Origin of the sequence: Amycolatopsis deserti (genome assembly GCF_014653945.1) — a bacterium.
GTDB classification, from domain to species: domain Bacteria; phylum Actinomycetota; class Actinomycetes; order Mycobacteriales; family Pseudonocardiaceae; genus Amycolatopsis_E; species Amycolatopsis_E deserti.
In genome coordinates, this window is record NZ_BNAU01000004.1 from 622,145 (window position 1) to 638,827 (window position 16,683).

Below are 16,683 nucleotides of genomic sequence, written 5' to 3' on the forward strand. Positions count from 1 at the left end.
ATTGTTTGCCCCAGACCGGACAGCGCCGGTATCTTTCCGGGTCTGGGGCCGCGCAGGGGTGCGACCAGGGGGTGCACCCCTGCGCGGGAATTCATCGTTGGACCGGATTCACGCCTTCGGAGTCCGGCACCAGTCCGAGCATGTCCAGCAACTGGGCGCAGTCCTGCGCGTCGATCGCGCCGGCGGCCACGGCCAGCCGAGCCCGTCGCACCTGGTCGTCCGACACGCGTGGTGCGTCGGCCTGACCCGAACGCTGCGCTGGGACACCGGCCGGATCGCCGCCTTCGTATCGAAGGAGGAACTGCCGAACTTCCACAGACCCGCTCATAGCTCCTCCCGAAAGGACTGTCGCGCCAACAACTTCGCCGCGAGGCTAGCGAGCGGAACGTCGGCGACGCAGCCCCCCGCAGAGTGAACCTGTGAACACGCAACGTCCCCGTTCCGCGCCGCGGCAGATGAACCGCAGGCGACGGCGCGATGACGGGTTGGGGCAAATTTTCCCGTCCAGCACTCGCGTCATCGGGCCGCGTCATGTAACAATCGACTTGCTGACACACCCCCGGTCAGCGCCTGTGGAGATCCCCTCCGGCCCCCGCGTTCCTCCCCCTGGCGCGGGGGCCCCTCCATTTCCAGGGCCGTTTCCGGCACGCATTTCCGGCCTGCGCGGATGACCTGAAGTCAGCTCCGGATTGCGACATGTGGGCGTACGCGCCACTCGGACGGCGCAGCGGAACCGGAAGAACCCGTGTGTCGTGCACCACAATGAGGGTCGTTCCGAGACCCAACCGTTATCGTGGCCGGGTGCCTCTTCCCTCTCTCGGACGCCGGAACAACACCCGGACCAACCTGAAGCCGGTCAACCCGGGCAAGCACCGGAACTCGCCGGACAAGGAAGCGCAGAGCGCCGTCGAGGACCACGAGCTGACCAGCTACCTGGCCGCACTCGCGCCGGAGACCGGCCCGGAAAGCACCGGGACCGGCAAGCGCTTCGGCGAGGCGCAGGTCTACCAGCTGCGCATGAACCTGGTCGCCAGCTCCCAGCTCAAGGACATCGCCGCCGAGCGCGGCACCTCGCCGCAGGCCCTGGCCCGCGAGTGGGTGCTCGAGCGCCTCGCGTGGGAGGCCCAGGCCGCCTCGCAGGAGCGCCGCCAGTTCGCCGACCACACCGGCGTCGCCGACACCGACCAGCACCACTTCGACCAGAACTGGGACCGGCAGCGCGCCGGCCGCGTCTGACGACGGAGAAAAAACCGTCCCCGGCGGAGATCCGCCGGGGACGGGACGATCGTGGACCGGTGAGCGTCAGATGACGCGCACCTTCTGCGCCTGCGGGCCCTTCTGCCCCTGGCCGATCTCGAACTCAACCCGCTGGTTCTCCTCGAGGCTGCGGAACCCGCGACCCTCGATCTCCGAGTAGTGCACGAAGACGTCGCCCTCGCCGTTGTCCTGGGCGATGAAGCCGAAGCCCTTCTCGGCGTTGAACCACTTCACAGTGCCTTGCGCCACCGCTGTTGCTCCTCGTCAATAACCCGGGCCGCCCGGACGGTTCCGACGGATGAGCGACGAGCGCGTGCGGCTCCCGGCTCGCGTCGAAAGTTCCGCGAGTGTGTAGCCACGACCACGCAAAACAACGGCCTGCGGTGCAGCCTACCCGCGATGGGCGCGTTTTCGGACCCCTTTGACCCAGTCGCCGGATCGGCTTATCGCGGTCACCCGATCGCTGTCGGACCCACTCGATAGGCTGATCAACTAGCGGCCGACCGTGGCGTTCCGATACCGGGTTCCCTCGATGGTGACACGAGTCACACTCCTGAGCGTCAACGATCACCTACGGACGCGCGTCTGTCTGGCGACAGGGGAAAAGGGGCATCAGACGTGACAAAACTCCACAAGCGGCGCGGACCGCTGGCGCTGATCGGACTCGGGCTGGCCGCGGTGCTGTCGCTGAGCGCGTGCAGCGGTGACGGCTCGCCGGGCACCACCGGGGGCGGGCAGGCCACGTCCGGCGAGGCGCAGCAGACCTCGGCGGGGCCGGCCAAGCTCGTCGTGCAGCCGGCCGACGGGGCCGAGGACGTCGCGCCCGCGGACGCCGCGCAGGTGACGGTGACGGACGGTGAGCTGCAGTCGGTCACGCTCACCAACCCGGAGGGCAAGCAGGTCGCGGGGCGGCTCGGCGCGGACAAGCGCAGCTGGACGATCACCGAACCGCTCGGCTACGGCAAGAAGTACACGTGGTCGGGCACCGCGCTGGACGCGGACGGCAAGCAGGCCACGATCACCGGCTCGTTCACCACCGTCAGCCCGCGCAAGCAGCTGTCGGGCAGCCTCAACGTCGGCGACAACCAGGTCTACGGCATCGCGATGCCGATCGCGCTGACCTTCAGCTCGAAGGTCACCGACAAGGCCGCGGTCGAGCGCGCCCTGACCGTCGAGACCACGCCGAAGACCGAGGGCTCGTGGGCCTGGGTGTCCGACACCAGCGTGCACTGGCGGCCGAAGGAGTACTGGCAGCCGAACACGCAGGTCAAGGTGGCCGCGAACCTGTACGGCCTGAAGCTCGGCGACGGCACGTACGGCAAGCAGGACGTCACGGCGTCGTTCTCGATCGGCCGGTCGCAGATCGTCAAGGGCGACACCAGGACCCACCGGATGCAGGTCATCCGCGACGGCGTGCAGATCGCCGACTACCCGGTGAGCTACGGGCTGGACACCGATCCAGGCCGGGTCACGCACAGCGGCGTGCACGTGGTGATGTCCAAGCACGCGACCTACTCGATGAGCAACCCGCGCTACGACTACTACGACGTGAACGTGCCGTGGGCGGTGCGGATCTCCAACAACGGGGAGTTCATCCACGGTCTGGCGTCGTCGATGTGGGCGCAGGGCAAGCAGAACGTCTCGCACGGCTGCCTGAACCTGTCGCCGGCGCGGGCGAAGGAGTACTACGACGGCGCGCTGATCGGCGACCCGGTCGAGATCACCGGCAGCACGCAGACGCTGTCCGCGAAGGACGGCGACTACTCGGACTGGACCTACTCGTGGGCGGACTGGACGAAGCTGTCCGCCCTCGCCGGCTGATCCGGCAAGACGTGAAGGCCACTCCCGGCTCCGGGGGTGGCCTTCACTGTTTCCGGGGTGGCGCGCCGCCCCGGCTAGAGCGCGTGGCCGTCCAGCGCCGGTGGCGGTGCGGGCGCCAGCGGGGCCTCGTCCCGTTCCGGGGCGTCGAGCAGGGGTGGCACCGCGACCATCTGCTGGGTCATGTCGTCCAGCAGCCGCGCCGCTTCACCCACTCCGGGCCGACGTTGCTCGCCCATCCCGCAGCCGCCTCCTCGGGACGATTCCGGTTCTGCCACGGTTCATTCTGCCGTGGCCGAGATCACCCCTCAACGGGGGTCAGTCGGAGAAATACTCACCAACTCCGTGGCGATGAGTAACACGGGGCTCATCCCCCGCACACATCCCAGTAACACGGCGCGGTGAACGACCGCGCCCGACTACTCACGAGGAGGAAGCAATGGTGTTCGCTGCTCTGCTGGTGGAAGCCGGCTTGGCGGTTGCGGTGGCATCGGCTCTGACCACCTACGCACGGCGTCACTTCGCTCCTCGTGCCGAAGCCCCCGCCGAGGTCACCGAGTGAGCGAGGGCCGGGTCCCATCCGGGACCCGGCCCTTTCCGTCCGGTGTGGCGTCAGTTCGTGGCAGCCTTGGCCGCCGGCTGCGCGGTCACACCCTCTTCGTTGATGTGGTCCATCGGCACCCGCGCCGTCTCCGGGATCCGGATGATCGGGAACAGCGCGATCGCCGCGGCGATCATCAGGTAGAACGCCGGCCAGTCCTCGTTGCCGGTGCCGTGGATCAGCGCGGTCACCACGACACCGCAGGTGCCACCGAAGATCGACGTCGAGACGTTGTAGCCGATCGCGAAGGCGCCGTAGCGCACGCGGGTCGGGAACATCGCCGGGAACGTCGACCCGATCACCGCCAGCATCAGCACCAGCAGCAGCGCCACGATGAGGAACCCGAGGAACAGCAGCACCGTGTTGCCGCTCTGCATCAGCTTGATCGACGGGTAACTCAGCACGAGGAAGCCGATCGCCGCGGTCAGCAGCATCGGTTTTCGGCCGATCCGGTCGGAGAGCGCGCCGATCGGCGCGATCAACGCGATCTGGATCAGCTCCACGATGATGATGATCACCGTCGCTGTGTTGTCGCTGATCTTCAACGTGTCCGTGAAGTACGTCGGCATCGTCGTCAGCAACATGTAGTCGGCGATGTTGAGCAGCAGCACGATCCCGATCAGGTTCACGATCATGCGCCAGTTGCGGGACAGGGTCTCCTTCAGCGGTGCCTTCTCCGCCTTCTCGCCCGCGGCCTCCAGGCGCCGGAACTCCGGCGTGTCCTCGAGCTTGTTCCGCAGGTACAGACCGATGAGGCCGAGCGGGAGCGCCACCCAGAACGGGATCCGCCACGCCCAGCTGTCCACCTGGTCCGCGGTGAAGGACAGCGTCACCGCCAGCACGACCAGGTTGCCCAGCACGTAACCGGCCAGCGTGCCCATCTCCAGGAAGCTGCCCCAGAACCCGCGCTTGCGGGTGGGCGCGTACTCGGCGATGAACGTCGCCGCGCCGCCGTACTCACCGCCGGTGGAGAACCCCTGGATCAACCGGAGCAGCAGGACCAGGATCGGCGCGCCGATCCCGATCGCGTACTCGCCCGAGTACGTCGGCAGGCAGCCGACCAGGAACGTGCAGCCGGACATCAGCAGGATCGTGATCGCCAGCACGCGCTGACGCCCGATCTTGTCCCCCAAGGGGCCGAAGAACGCTCCGCCGAACGGCCTAACCACGAACCCGATCGCCACCAGCGCCAGCGATTTCAGAATCGCGTTCCCCTCGCCGGGAAAGAACACGGTGCCGATGCTGGCGGCAATCGCACCCGAGGTGAACACCCCGTAGTCGTACCACTCTGTTGCGTTACCCATGGCCGAGGCGATGACGGCTCGTCTGACCGTCTTCTCGTCGACCTCGGGTGCCTGCGCTGTGTCTGCCATGTTTCGCCCCGACCTCCTCAAACCGTTTCGTTCCAGCGCGGTCAAGGTTGCGACCTTAGTGCCATCAGGTAGTGATTTTCTCTCCTCTCGTGGTTTTTGTCTCTCCGAAGGCGGGGTAGCCGGGCGTTTTCGCGGTAGAACCGGTTACCGTGTCCGGTGTGAGCGACAACCGCCGACCTGCGAATCCGTGGCCTCCGGTCCAGACCGAACAGCCGGAAATCCACCCGAAGGCCCCCGGGCCGGGCACGAAACTCCAGATGCACTACGCGGAGTGCTTCGGGTGCGGTGAGGTCGACAACGGACTGCACATGCGGTCCACGGTCGGTGAGGCCGGCGTCGTGTTCTCGAAGTTCCCGGTGACGCGCGCGCACCAGGGCGCGCCCGGGCTCGCCCACGGCGGGCTGCTGGCGTGCGCGTTCGACGAGGCGCTCGGCTCGACGGTCGGCAACCTGCTGCGCCGGCCCGCGGTGACCGGCAAGCTGGAAACCGACTTCCTGCGCCCGGTTCCGGTCGGCACCACGCTGTTCATCGCCGCCCGCGTGGACGGTGTGGCGGGTCGCAAGATCTACGCCAGCGCGGACGGGCACCTGGACTCGGCGGACGGTCCGGTGGCGGTGCGGGCACGGGGGCTGTTCATCCAGGTCGGACTCGAGCACTTCACCACCCACGGCGACCCCGAGGCGCTGCAGAAGTTCACCCAACAGCCGACCCGCCGCGCGGAGGACTGGGACATCAACCCCTGACGCCGCACGGCGCGGCGTCCCCAGGCGGCGTGTCCGCCCCTCCGGGCGGCGAGTTGGCCGCCACCGCGGGGGGCCCGCCGGCAAGGTGACTTCCGGCGGGACCGCGCGTCGGCCCGCCGGGGGCGTCCGGCGGCGTGCCCCGTCAGGTCGTCGCGCGCGGAGAGCCCCCGCGTCAGGTCAGCGTGCGTGGGCGCACCGAGTTCGCGCGGTCCACCAGCTCGATCCGCTCGCCCGGTGTGTGCGCCAGCCGCGCCAGTGTGCGGTAGCAGCGTTCCAGTCCGAAGCGGATGTCGCGTTCGGACAGTTCGCAGCCCAGTACCTTCGCGGCCGTGCGGTAGCCCGCCGGCGCGCCCTGCACGTAGCTGAACGCCGCCTCCAGCACCTCCGCCGAGATCCGCGTCCGCCGTTCCGCGTCCAGGCGCAGCCGCTCCAGCTTCACGCCCGCGTCGACCAGGTCGGCTTCGCTCACCGAGGTGTTCGGCCCGCTCGCCCGCGTCTTGATCTTGATGGCCGCCACCTGCGCCGCCACGTAGTGCGTCGACGCCGACGGCACCGACTCCAGCACCTCGATCGCGCCCGCCCGCGCGCCCTGCGCCAGGTACACGCGCGCCAGCCCGAATGCCGCGCTCACATAGGACCGGTCGGTGCGCCACACCTGCTCGTACAACCGCGCCGCGGTGAAGTAGTCGCCGATGCCCTCCGCGCTCACCGCGAGCGCGAGCTTCGGCGCGATCTCACCGGGCAGGTCGTCGTACACCGTCTCGAACGCCACGTTCGCCACGCGCGGCCGCCCGCCAGCCAGCTCGATCAGCCCGCGGTGCCAGTCGATCCGCCAGTCGTGCGGGTACCCGGCCCGGATCGCCAGGTACTGCGCCGCCTGCAGCTGGCGGTTCGCCTCGGCCAGCTCGCCCAGTTCGATGCGCGCCCGGACGATCCGCAGCCGCACCTCGATCGAGTCCGGCGGCGCGCCGGCCAGCGCGTCGATCGCCGACCGCGGGTCCACGGCCGTCGTCGTCGCCAGCACACCGGCCGCCGGGTCGTCGGTGTCGACCTGCGGGATCGGCAGACCGGACACCACCTCGACGGCGTCCGGCAGCGGCACCGTCCAGCCGGCCTCGGGCACCACCAGGTCCACCCCGAAGGCGCTGGTCTCCGGACCGAACACAGTGGACACCGCGGGACGCGGTTTCCCGGTGCCCATCGAGATGATCTCGCGCAGCACCCCGGCGAGCTGGTCGGCCATCTCCTCCGCGGAGAGGAACCGGCGGTCCGGATCGGGGTGCGTGGCGCGCTTGAGGAACCGGTAGTACGAGCCGAACAGCTTGAACAGCGGGATCTCGTCCGGTGTGGGAAGCCCGGCCTTGTACTTGGTGGTGTAGCCGTTGAACTCGAAGCTCAGCACGGCCAGCGTGCGGCCCACGGTGTAGAGGTCCGACGCGATCGACGCGCCGTGCGTGGTCAGCTCCGGCGCGCTGTAGCCGGTGGTGAAGAACAGCGGGCTGGTGTAGTCGTCGATCCGCCGCACCGCGCCCATGTCGATCAGCTTGAGCTGCTCGTGGGTCTGGATCACGTTGTCCGGCTTGAGGTCGCAGTACAGCAGCCCCTGGCTGTGCAGGTACCCCAGCGCGGGCAGGATCTCGAGGCCGTAGGCGATGACCTGCGCGATCGGCAGCGGTTCCGGCCGCCCGGCGGCGCGCTGGTGGGCCAGCGCGAGCTGGCGCAGCGACTGGCCGCCGATGTACTCCATCACGATGTAGCCGATGGCGTGCCCGGTGCGCGCGTCCGGGTGCTGCACGAAGTTGTAGATCTTGACGATGTTCGGGTGCTCGACCTCGGCCAGGAACCGGGTCTCGTTCACCGCCGCCGCGACGGCCGTCGGATCGCCGGTGTCGATCAGTCCTTTGAGGACGACCCAGCGGTCGTTGACGTTGCGGTCCTTGGCGAGGTAGATCCAGCCGAGACCGCCGTAGGCGATCGCGCCGAGCACCTCGTACTGCCCGCCGACCAGGTCGCCCGGCTGCAGCGTGGGCAGGAACGAGTAGGCCGTGCCGCACTTCTCGCACACGCCCTCCGGGCCGTCCGAACCGCGGCCGACCTTGGCGGAGCAGTTGCCGCAATACCGCTTCTCCTCCGACACCACCGGGTTCGTCAGGACCGCCGACGCCGGATCGCGGTAGGGCACCGGCGGAACCTCGACCAGGCCCGCACCGAGACGACCGCGCCGCGTCCGCCTCCCGGTCCGCCGCGAGGTGCCCGGGAACGAGCCGGTGCCGCTTCCGGTGCCCGGCCCAGTACCCGGCCCCGTGCCGTGCTGGCTGCCCGGCCCGGTGTGACCGCTGGACCGCTCGGGCAGCACGCTGTCCGTGCCCGGGTCCGGCAACACGCCGGGACCGCTCGGCTCAGGCGGCGGCGCGGGCGGCCGGATCATCTCGGTCATCGGGGCGGGCGAGGCGAGCACGCTGGTGAGCTGCACGTCGTCCGGCTGCACGGGTTCCGCGGGCGGGCGGACCGGCTCGATGATCTGCGTTTCGGCGGCCGAGGGCACCGGTTCGCCGATCGGCGTCGGCCGCGAGCCGCTCAGCTCGTCGACCGGCCTGCTCCAGCCGGTGCCGGGCTCGTCGGCGAGCGAACCGGTGATCGGCCGGTCGTCCGGGCGTGCGTGACGCGGACGACGTTCCTCTTCGGACACTGTGGACACCCCCTCAGCGGTAGGACACGGACGGCGGCGAACCCGGTCCGAGCGCCGGCTCGATCCAGTACCGGTACGTGTTCTGCCAGGCGCTGCCGTTGCGGACGTTCTCCAGCACGGCGTTGACGAACCGGACCATGTCGTCCTGGCCCAGCGGGATGCCGACGCCGTAGTACTCGCGCGTGAACGGCTCGCCGACGACCTCCAGGTTGGGGTCCTGGCGCGCCATGCCGGCGAGGATGACGTTGTCGGTGGAGATCGCGTCGACCTGGCCCTGCTGGATCAGCACCAGGCAGTCCGACCAGTTGTTCACCGACACCGGGATCGGCCGCGACGGCGCGGTGCTGATCGTGGACAGCGAGGTCGAGTTCTTCGCCGCGCACACCCGCTTGCCGCCGAGGTCCTGCAGGCCGCGGATGCCCGAGTTCTTCGCCGCCAGCACCGCCTGCCCGGCCTGGTAATAGGGCGCGGAGAAGGCCACGTCCTTCATCCGCGTGCAGGTGATGCTGTAGGTCCGCACGACGATGTCGACCTGGTGGTCCTTGAGCACGTCCTCCCGCGCCGACGACGGGATGGCCACCCACTGGATGTGGCCCTCCCACCGGCCGAAGATCGACGCGGCGATCTGCTTGACGATCTCGATGTCGAAGCCCTCCAGGTTGCCGCTAGAGGGGTTGAGGAAGCCGAACAGGAAGTTGGTCTGGTCGACGCCGGCGATCAGCCGGCCGCGGTCGCGGATCTTGTCCATGGTCGACCCGGACGGGATCGACCCGTTCGGCGAGAGGCTGCGGGTGTCGCAGTTGTTGTCCGCCCCGCCGCCGCGGCCCGGATCGCCGCCGCCGACCCCGGCCGGCATCGGCGCCTGCACGTCACCCACCGGCGCCGGGTCGGCCGGCGTCCCGGCGCTGCCACAACCGGCGGCCAGCAGTGCGACGGCCGCCACGAGTGCGGCCACCTTCCCCCGAGCCATCAGCGGTACTCCCTCAGCCTGTCCCTGATCCCCATGGTGGCGCCCGCCGCGGCGACCACGGCGAGCACCGCGAAGCCGGGCGCGAGCAGCGTCAGCGCGCGGTCGCCGCCCCGGGTGTCGTCGAGGAACGCCTGCCTGCCGTGCCCGATCGCGGCGACCAGCGCGTCGTCGAGGTTGGCGAAGGTCGTGGCCGCACCGCCCGGCACCGACGAGTCGACCGCGAGCTTCACGGCGTCGGAGTAGGCGCCGTCGACGTCCTTGGCACGGATCTCCTGGTGCGTGTTGAGCCACCGCTCTGCGCTGTCCGCCGCACCCTGCACCTCGCGGGCCATGTCCCCGGTGGCGAACCCGCGCGCCTCGTTCAGCAGGCCGGTCACCTGCGGGGCGAGCGTGTTGAAGTCGCGTTCGTAGGTGCCGCCGTCGCCGCGCGCGACCAGGGTGAGCATCTCGTTCGCGCGGGCCTGCAGCGCCGCGATGCGGGCGCGGACCAGCACGTCGACCTGGTGGCTGCCGTCGGAGTCACCGCTGCTGACCAGCACGCTCTGCACGGTGACCGCCGTCGCGCCCCACAGCAGCGCGAGCACGGTGGCCGCGGTCGCCAGGACCAGCCCGATGTTGAGCACGCGGTTGGTCTTGCGCGTCAGGTAGACCTGGGTCGCGATCAGCGCCGCGAGCAGCGCGATCACCAGGAGCGTGGTGGCCCACGGGAAGCCGCTCGCGTCGTCCTGCTCCTCGGCCAGCCGGTCGGTGTCGATCCGGTACAGGTCCTGCGCGGCGGGCAGGATCGTGGTGCGCATGAGGCTGGAGGCCTCGAGCAGGTAGGACGAGCCGACCGGGAAGCCCTGGCGCTTGTTGGCGCGAGCGGTCTCGACCAGGCCGGTGTAGACCGGCAGCTGACGGGTCAGGATCTCGACCTGCGCGGCGGCCTCCGGCACACCGGCCGAGTCGGACGCGGCCTTCGCCAGCGCGACCCCGGCACGCGCGATCGCGGTGTCGTAGCGCTGGCGCAGGGACGGCGGCTCGACGCCGATCGCGAGGAACGCGCTCGCCGCGGTCGCGTCGGCGTCCGACAGCGACCGGTACACCTCCTGCGAGGCCGCGGCCAGCGGCTCGCGGTGGTCGATGAGGTCGTTGATCGTGTTCTTGCGGTCCTGCAGGGTTATCGTGGCGACCACACCGGTGACCAGCGCCAGCACGACGAGCCCCACCGCGATCACGGTCAGCCGGCCGGGAGTGGTGCGGGCCGAGCGCACAACCCCGCGGACCGCGGCGCCGGGCAGGTCGAACAGGCCGGCCAGGCCACCGCGCGGGGCGTTCGGGGACGCGGCGGGTTCCGGCACTCCACCGCCGGGGCCACCGGGCACGGCAGGCCGCGTCGCGGTAGCAGTCATCGGTTCCACCCCTCGCCCTCGAACCACACGCGCATGAAGGTACCGGACGGCACGATCTTCCGGACCGAGGTCGGCGGGATTGTGAACACTGTTGTCGAAGGGCCGAAAAACGACGGCAGCCCCCGCCTCACGAGGAGACGGGGGCTGCCGTTCGAAGTCGAATCAGAGGACGTTGACGCCGGTGGCCTGCGGACCCTTCTGGCCCTGGCCGATCTCGAACTCAACCCGCTGGTTCTCCTCCAGGGTGCGGAAGCCGCGGCCCTGGATCTCCGAGTAGTGGACGAAGACGTCGCCGCCGCCCTCGTCGGGAGTGATGAAGCCGAACCCCTTCTCGGAGTTGAACCACTTCACGGTGCCCTGAGCCATGCAAAAATCTCCATATACTGCAAACAAACGGCACACCGGTTCGATGCACCGGGTCAATGACGGATCGGTTTGCCTCCCCGAGTGGGGAACCACTACGCCCGCCAAATCTTGCGAGCGTGCCTGAACACGAACACAAAATCTTCGAAGACCTCTACCAGTAGATCACAGATCCGGCGGAAGCGCTAGCTCTTGCGCGGCCGCTGGAACAGCGCGGACAGCCTGGTGTCCGGATCGATCACGTCCGGATCGGTGCGCACGTCGATGACGCTGGGGCGCTGGTGCTGCAGCGCACGCGTGATGGTGGGCTCCAGCTGCTCGGGCGATTCGATCGTGTAACCGGCCGCGCCGAAGGAGCGGGCCCACGCCGCGAAGTCCACCGCCGTGAGTGACACACCGTTCAAGCGACCGTGCTTGGCCGCCTGGTGCATGGCGATGTCGGCGTACAGGCCGTTCTGGAACACCACGACGAGGATCGGCGCGCGGTACCGCACCGCGGTCTCCAGCTCCTGCCCGGTCATCATCGCCGCCGCGTCCGAAATCACCGCCACGACCGTGCGCTTCGGGGCGGCCAGCTTCGCGCCGAGCGCGGCCGGCACGGCGTACCCGCGCACCCCGTCCGGCGGCTCGATCTGGGTGTGCGGCTCGGTGAAGCACCAGTACCGGTGCACGAACCGGGCGGTGGAGTCCGAGTCGGCGGTCACCACGGTGTCCTCGGGCGCGACCTTGCGCAGCACCCGGACCACGTCGGCCGGGTGGACCAGCGGGTGGTCCGGGCTGGTGCGCGGCGGGGTCATGTGCGTGTGGGTGGCCGCGTTGGCCGCCGAGCTGCGCCGCGACCGGGCCACACCGACCGCGACCAGCTGGCGCAGGAAGGGACCGACCTCACAGTCGATCCGGAACGTCAGGCCGCGCCGGTGGGTGGCGGGCAGGCCGGGGCCGATCACCACCAGCGTCTGCGCGGACAGCGGGTACCGGTTGTTCTGCGTGGTCACCTCGTCCAGCCGGGTGCCGATGGCGAGCACCACGTCGGCTCGTTCCAGCGCGTCGAGCTGGCCGGGCGGGATGCCGACGCCCAGGTGGCCGGCGTAGCGCGCGTGGTTCTCCGGGAAGCTGTCCTGCCGTCGGAACGCGGTGTAGACGGCCAGGCCGAGCTGTTCGGCGGCGGCGATCAGGTCCTTGCGCGCGGTGCGCCCGATGCCGCCGGCGATCACCACCGGGTAGCGCGAGTCGGCCAGCAGGGCGGCGACCTCGTGCGCGGACCGCAGCACCGCGCCGGTGTCGTCCGGGCGCGGCTCGGGCTCGGGGATGACGCCGTCGAACGGCGCGACCCAGAAGTCGGCCGGGACGGCCAGGATCGCCGGCCCCCGGCGCCCCTCCCGGGCGGCGCGGGCCGCTCGCGCGGCGAGCACCGGCACCTGGGCGGCGGTCTCGGCGCGGCCGGTCCACTTCGCGAACGGGCCGAACAGCTCGAGCGGGTCCAGCTCGGCGATGCCGTCCTGGATGCCGGGGCCGCTCAGCCGGACGCTCGCGCGCTCTTCGACCAGCACGACCATCGGCGAACCGTCCTGGTGGGCCGAGCGGACGGCGATCAGGAAGTCCGCGATGCCCGGGCCGGGGCCGCCGAGCAGCAGCGCCGGGACCTCGCGCAGCTTGCCCTCGGCCTCGGCCATGTACGCCGCGCCCGTGTGCTGGCGCGCTGTGACCAACGCCATCAGCGGTTCGAACCGGAGGGCGTCGAGGAGTTCCAGGAACGAGTTCCCGGCCACGGTGTAGGCACGCCGGACCCCGGCGTCGACCAGCACGCGGACCGTGATCTCGGCGACGGTCCATCCCTCTTGGTACCCGATGGGAAGAGGTTCCCAGCGCGGCGCTACTCCGGTCAAGTGATCTTGAGATTCCCTACGAGTGAACGATCACCCCAGAGTAGAGGCCCTAAGCTGCCGCCCGTGACCTCGTACCCGCATTGGCAGCAGGTTCCCACCCGGTGGAAGGACAACGACGTGTACGGGCACGTCAACAACGTCGTCCACTACGCCCTGATGGACACGGTCATCAACACCTACCTCATCGAGCACGGCGGGCTGGACATCCACGACGGCGGCGTGATCGGGGTGTGCGTGGAGTCGCACTGCAACTACCACGCGTCGGTCGCCTTCCCCGAGGTGCTGTCGATCGGACTGCGGGTCGCCCACCTCGGGCGCAGCAGTGTGCGGTACGAGATCGGGATCTTCCGGGAGGATCGGGGCGAGCCGGTCGCCGAGGGTCATTTCGTGCACGTGTTCGTGGACCACGAGACACGGCGCCCGGTTCCGGTCGAGGGGAAGCTGCGGGAGTCGCTGGCGGCGCTGGCCTGACACGGGCAGGCGCGCAGGCGGCAGCGGCCCGGCGGCCTGATGCCCAGCGGCCGGTCGGTGGCCCTGGCCAGGATCGTGGTGAATATCCGCTCCGGGTTCCCACGCCAGTTCAACTGGAAGATCACCGATCCCCCTCGGTTCGGTAGCACTGCCCCGCCGTTCATGGTCCTCGCGGGCGGCGCCCCGTCGCACCGCCGAACCGGCGGCGTGGCAAGGGTTTCGGGTTCACCGAGAGTGAGGCCCGTGGGCTTTCCACCACCCGTTCGCCGCGTTCTTGCCGGGCGCGGGCCCCTCTGCACAGGTCATCGCGGTACCGGAAAGGCCGGCCCGATTGGGCCGTCCGGGTGGTCGCGGAACCGGTCGGTGATTTTCCGCTGCGCCCGCTCCTGGCGGCCGGTCGCGCGCGCCACGCGGCTAAGCTGCGGTCGGCAATGCTGTTCGACGGTGGGTGAGGATCGGTGATCACTGGGTTCGGCGTGGCCGTCGCGGCGAGCGCCGCGTTGGTCGCCGTGTGGGCCTTCGTCGCCGCCGCGCGGGGCCGGGAGCCGGGGCGCGCGCTGCTGGTCGCGCTCGGGGTGGTCGAAGTCCTGATCGTCGCGCAGCTGGTCATCGGGATCGTGCTGCTGATCGGCGGTGACCGGCCCGGGAGCATGGTGACCTACCTGGCCTACCTCGTCGGTTCGCTGGTGATCCTGCCGGTCGGGGCGGCGTGGGCGCTGGCCGAGCGGAGCCGGTCGAGCACGGTGATCCTGGGTGTCGCGTGCCTGGCGATCCCGGTGATGGTCGAGCGGATCCACCAGATTTGGAGTGCCGGGCATGGCTGAGCCTTCGGAGCAGAGGACGCGGCGCACGGCCGCGACGGGGCCGGGCCGGATCCTGGTGGCGGTGTACGGGATCTTCGCGCTGGCAGCGACTTCGCGCGCGGCGGTGCAGATCTCGACGAAGTGGCACGAGGCGCCGCTGGCCTACACGCTGTCGGCGGTGGCCGCGGTGATCTACATCGTGGCGACGGTTGCGCTGGCGCGCCGCGGGGAGGTGTCGTTCCGCCTGGCGGTGGCGGCGATCGGGATCGAGCTGCTCGGGGTGCTGGTGGTCGGGACGCTCAGCGTGTTCGACCAGGAGGCCTTCCCGGATGCCACGGTGTGGTCGGGTTACGGCGAGGGTTACCTGTTCATCCCGCTGGTGCTGCCGGTGATCGGGCTGCTCTGGCTGCGGCGGACGGCGCGCCGCTAGATGGCGTCCGGCCCGCGTTCGCCGGTGCGCACGCGCACGACGGTGTCCACGGGGGTCACCCAGACCTTGCCGTCGCCGATCCGCCCGGTGCGGCACGCCTTGACGACCGCCTCGAGCGCCCGTTCCACGAGCTCGTCGTCGAGCAGGACCTCGACGCGGAGCTTCTGCACGAAGTCGACCTGGTACTCGGCGCCGCGGTAGACCTCGCGGTGCCCCTTCTGCCGGCCGTAGCCCTGCACCTCGGTCACGGTCATGCCGAGGACCGCGAGCTGCTCGAGAGCCTGCCGAACGTCATCGAGAACGAACGGCCGCACAACAGCGGTCAGCAGCTTCACCGGTGCACTCCTTCTCCCACGCCCACGCCCCGGCGGCTCGGGTGGACCGCCAGGTCGTAGGCGCTCTCCGCGTGTTCGGCCTCGTCGATGCCGTCCAGTTCGGATTCCCGATCGGCCCGCAGGCCGAGCGCGCGGTGGATGACCCACGCGATGACCAGAGTGACGACGAGCGAGTACCCGAGCGCGGCGAACGTCGCGACCGCCTGCCGCCACAGCTGGTCCAGGCCACCACCGTAGAAGAGGCCGTCGGCGCCCGCGCTGTTCGCCCCCCTGGACGCGAACAGGCCGATGAGCAGCATGCCGGTGAAGCCGCCGATGCCGTGCACGGCGAGCACGTCGAGGGAGTCGTCGAGGCCGAGCTTGTACTTGAGACCGATGGCGAGCGAGCAGACGACACCCGCGACCACACCGATGGCGGCAGCGCCGAGGGGTTCGACGTAGCCGCAGCCGGGGGTGATGCCGACCAGGCCGGCCACCGCGCCGGACGCGGCGCCCAGGGTGGTCGGCTTGCCGTCGCGGATCTGCTCGACGACGAGCCAGCCGACGACGGCGGTCGCGGCCGCGACGGTGGTGTTGACGAAGGAGGTGGCCGCGACGGCGGAGGCGCCGAGAGCCGAGCCGGCGTTGAACCCGAACCAGCCGAACCACAACAGGCCGGCGCCGAACATGACGAAGGGCAGGTTGTGCGGACGGGGCGCCTGCCGGGGCCAGCCGTGCCGCTTGCCGATGACGAGGGCGAGAGCGATCGCGGCAGCGCCGGAGTTTACCTCGACGGCGGTGCCGCCGGCGAAATCGAGGGCGTGCAGCTTGTTGGCGATCCAGCCCCCCGTCGGCGCCTGGAACCCGTCGAAGGCGAACACCCAGTGCGCGAGCGGGATGTAGACGAGCGTCACCCACACGACGACGAACAACAACCACGGCCAGAACCGGGCTCGTTCGGCGACCGCCCCGACCAGCAGGGCGACCGTGATGACGGCGAACATCATCTGGAACACGGCGAACGCGAGGAGGGGTGTCTTGTGGCCCTCCGGCCCGACGGTCGCGTCACCGAGCCCGTGCAACCCGGCGAGGCTGAAGTCGCCGATGAGGCCCCCCGTACTGTTTCCGAACGCCAGCGAGTACCCGAAGAGCAACCAGACGACACCGACGGCCGCGAGGCACACGAAGGTCAGCATCATGACGTTCAGGACGCTCCGCGAGCGCACCATCCCGCCGTAGAACAGGGCCAACCCGGGCGTCATGAGCATGACGAGAGCCGCCGACGCGAGCAACCAGGCCGTGTCCCCGGTGTCGATCACTGCCGCGCCTCCTCGTGTTAACCGGGCATGTCGGCGGCGTAACCTAGTTGCTTCGTGTTACGGGGATGTTGCCGTTCCGGACACGGTGGCCCCGCTCACACGAAGGTGGTCACCCCTGGGCCGAGCCGTCCGCGGTGGTCGCTAAGCTGACCTCACGGGGCGTTAGCTCAATTGGTAGAGCTGCGGACTTTTAATCCGTAGGTTCTGGGTTCGAGCCCCAGGCGCCCCACTATTCCCCCAGGTCAACGGCCTGGG

Annotated in this window: 17 protein-coding genes and 1 tRNA gene; 7 read left to right on the top strand and 11 right to left on the bottom strand. The window is 70.0% G+C overall.

What is annotated here, in order from left to right:
• Positions 1 to 91: 91 nt before the first annotated feature.
• Complete coding sequence (locus IE290_RS20985; RefSeq protein ID WP_191246284.1) at positions 92 to 328, bottom strand: hypothetical protein; 237 nt, start codon at positions 326 to 328, stop codon at positions 92 to 94.
• 473 nt (positions 329 to 801) lie between these two features.
• Between IE290_RS20985 and IE290_RS20990 the strand changes: the two genes are divergently transcribed.
• Positions 802 to 1,236: a hypothetical protein gene (locus IE290_RS20990; RefSeq protein WP_191246285.1), complete on the top strand. Its 435-nt coding sequence runs from the start codon at positions 802 to 804 to the stop codon at positions 1,234 to 1,236.
• A 66-nt stretch (positions 1,237 to 1,302) separates the two neighbouring features.
• Here the strand turns inward: IE290_RS20990 and IE290_RS20995 are convergent, their stop codons facing one another.
• On the bottom strand, positions 1,303 to 1,506 hold the full coding sequence (locus IE290_RS20995; protein WP_179773043.1) for a cold-shock protein: 204 nt from the start codon (positions 1,504 to 1,506) through the stop codon (positions 1,303 to 1,305).
• Positions 1,507 to 1,875: 369 nt separating this feature from the next.
• On the opposite strand from IE290_RS20995, the gene IE290_RS21000 reads away from it, so the two are divergent.
• Complete coding sequence (locus tag IE290_RS21000; protein WP_191246286.1) at positions 1,876 to 3,078, top strand: L,D-transpeptidase; 1,203 nt, start codon at positions 1,876 to 1,878, stop codon at positions 3,076 to 3,078.
• A gap of 74 nt (positions 3,079 to 3,152) precedes the next feature.
• Here the strand turns inward: IE290_RS21000 and IE290_RS21005 are convergent, their stop codons facing one another.
• Both IE290_RS21005 and IE290_RS21010 read right to left on the bottom strand, forming a co-directional pair.
• A complete protein-coding gene (locus tag IE290_RS21005) occupies positions 3,153 to 3,314 on the bottom strand; it encodes a hypothetical protein (RefSeq protein WP_191246383.1) in 162 nt (53 codons plus the stop codon).
• Positions 3,315 to 3,687: 373 nt separating this feature from the next.
• On the bottom strand, positions 3,688 to 5,049 hold the full coding sequence (locus IE290_RS21010; RefSeq protein ID WP_191246287.1) for an MFS transporter: 1,362 nt from the start codon (positions 5,047 to 5,049) through the stop codon (positions 3,688 to 3,690).
• Between the two features lie 257 nt (positions 5,050 to 5,306).
• Between IE290_RS21010 and IE290_RS21015 the strand changes: the two genes are divergently transcribed.
• The gene (locus IE290_RS21015; protein WP_191246378.1) at positions 5,307 to 5,792 is read left to right on the top strand and encodes a PaaI family thioesterase; all 486 of its coding nucleotides are present in this window, start codon (positions 5,307 to 5,309) and stop codon (positions 5,790 to 5,792) included.
• 172 nt (positions 5,793 to 5,964) lie between these two features.
• On the opposite strand, the gene IE290_RS21020 is transcribed toward IE290_RS21015, so the two are convergent.
• The 5 genes from IE290_RS21020 to IE290_RS21040 all read right to left on the bottom strand — a co-directional run bounded on the left by IE290_RS21020 (position 5,965) and on the right by IE290_RS21040 (position 13,055).
• The gene (locus tag IE290_RS21020; RefSeq protein ID WP_191246288.1) at positions 5,965 to 8,481 is read right to left on the bottom strand and encodes a serine/threonine-protein kinase; all 2,517 of its coding nucleotides are present in this window, start codon (positions 8,479 to 8,481) and stop codon (positions 5,965 to 5,967) included.
• Positions 8,482 to 8,494: 13 nt separating this feature from the next.
• The gene (locus tag IE290_RS21025) at positions 8,495 to 9,451 is read right to left on the bottom strand and encodes a glutamate ABC transporter substrate-binding protein (RefSeq protein WP_191246289.1); all 957 of its coding nucleotides are present in this window, start codon (positions 9,449 to 9,451) and stop codon (positions 8,495 to 8,497) included.
• The gene (locus IE290_RS21030) at positions 9,451 to 10,842 is read right to left on the bottom strand and encodes a GlnX family signal transduction membrane protein (RefSeq protein WP_229874628.1); all 1,392 of its coding nucleotides are present in this window, start codon (positions 10,840 to 10,842) and stop codon (positions 9,451 to 9,453) included. Before IE290_RS21030 ends, IE290_RS21025 begins: the two co-directional genes overlap by 1 nt.
• 162 nt (positions 10,843 to 11,004) lie before the next feature.
• A complete protein-coding gene (locus tag IE290_RS21035) occupies positions 11,005 to 11,208 on the bottom strand; it encodes a cold-shock protein (RefSeq protein WP_094006388.1) in 204 nt (67 codons plus the stop codon).
• A 182-nt stretch (positions 11,209 to 11,390) separates the two neighbouring features.
• Entirely contained in the window at positions 11,391 to 13,055 is a 1,665-nt protein-coding gene (locus IE290_RS21040; RefSeq protein ID WP_444541895.1) for a thiamine pyrophosphate-dependent enzyme, read from the bottom strand.
• A gap of 99 nt (positions 13,056 to 13,154) precedes the next feature.
• On the opposite strand from IE290_RS21040, the gene IE290_RS21045 reads away from it, so the two are divergent.
• The 3 genes from IE290_RS21045 (at position 13,155) to IE290_RS21055 (ending at position 14,795) form a co-directional block, all read left to right on the top strand.
• Positions 13,155 to 13,562, top strand: coding sequence for an acyl-CoA thioesterase (locus IE290_RS21045; RefSeq protein ID WP_191246290.1), 408 nt, complete (start codon positions 13,155 to 13,157; stop codon positions 13,560 to 13,562).
• Between the two features lie 458 nt (positions 13,563 to 14,020).
• Complete coding sequence (locus tag IE290_RS21050) at positions 14,021 to 14,386, top strand: hypothetical protein (protein ID WP_191246291.1); 366 nt, start codon at positions 14,021 to 14,023, stop codon at positions 14,384 to 14,386.
• Positions 14,379 to 14,795 carry a hypothetical protein gene (locus IE290_RS21055; RefSeq protein ID WP_191246292.1) on the top strand — a complete coding sequence of 139 codons (417 nt, stop codon included), beginning with the start codon at positions 14,379 to 14,381 and terminating at the stop codon, positions 14,793 to 14,795. Before IE290_RS21050 ends, IE290_RS21055 begins: the two co-directional genes overlap by 8 nt.
• Here IE290_RS21055 and IE290_RS21060 read toward each other — a convergent pair.
• A complete protein-coding gene (locus IE290_RS21060; protein WP_191246293.1) occupies positions 14,792 to 15,130 on the bottom strand; it encodes a P-II family nitrogen regulator in 339 nt (112 codons plus the stop codon). The genes IE290_RS21055 and IE290_RS21060 overlap by 4 nt on opposite strands.
• Positions 15,127 to 16,428 carry an ammonium transporter gene (locus IE290_RS21065; RefSeq protein ID WP_191246294.1) on the bottom strand — a complete coding sequence of 434 codons (1,302 nt, stop codon included), beginning with the start codon at positions 16,426 to 16,428 and terminating at the stop codon, positions 15,127 to 15,129. Before IE290_RS21065 ends, IE290_RS21060 begins: the two co-directional genes overlap by 4 nt.
• A gap of 156 nt (positions 16,429 to 16,584) precedes the next feature.
• On the opposite strand from IE290_RS21065, the gene IE290_RS21070 reads away from it, so the two are divergent.
• Positions 16,585 to 16,657: transfer RNA gene (locus IE290_RS21070), tRNA-Lys, on the top strand.
• Positions 16,658 to 16,683 lie beyond the last annotated feature (26 nt).

Bases quoted from the DNA above. Each gene is read 5' to 3' on its own strand.
- IE290_RS20985 (WP_191246284.1), bottom strand. From the start codon at position 328: ATGAGCGGGTCTGTGGAAGTTCGGCAGTTCCTCCTTCGATACGAAGGC.
- IE290_RS21005 (WP_191246383.1), bottom strand. From the start codon at position 3,314: ATGGGCGAGCAACGTCGGCCCGGAGTGGGTGAAGCGGCGCGGCTGCTG.
- IE290_RS21010 (WP_191246287.1), bottom strand. From the start codon at position 5,049: ATGGCAGACACAGCGCAGGCACCCGAGGTCGACGAGAAGACGGTCAGA.
- IE290_RS21015 (WP_191246378.1), top strand. From the start codon at position 5,307: ATGCACTACGCGGAGTGCTTCGGGTGCGGTGAGGTCGACAACGGACTG.
- IE290_RS21025 (WP_191246289.1), bottom strand. From the start codon at position 9,451: ATGGCTCGGGGGAAGGTGGCCGCACTCGTGGCGGCCGTCGCACTGCTG.
- IE290_RS21030 (WP_229874628.1), bottom strand. From the start codon at position 10,842: ATGACTGCTACCGCGACGCGGCCTGCCGTGCCCGGTGGCCCCGGCGGT.
- IE290_RS21035 (WP_094006388.1), bottom strand. From the start codon at position 11,208: ATGGCTCAGGGCACCGTGAAGTGGTTCAACTCCGAGAAGGGGTTCGGC.
- IE290_RS21055 (WP_191246292.1), top strand. From the start codon at position 14,379: ATGGCTGAGCCTTCGGAGCAGAGGACGCGGCGCACGGCCGCGACGGGG.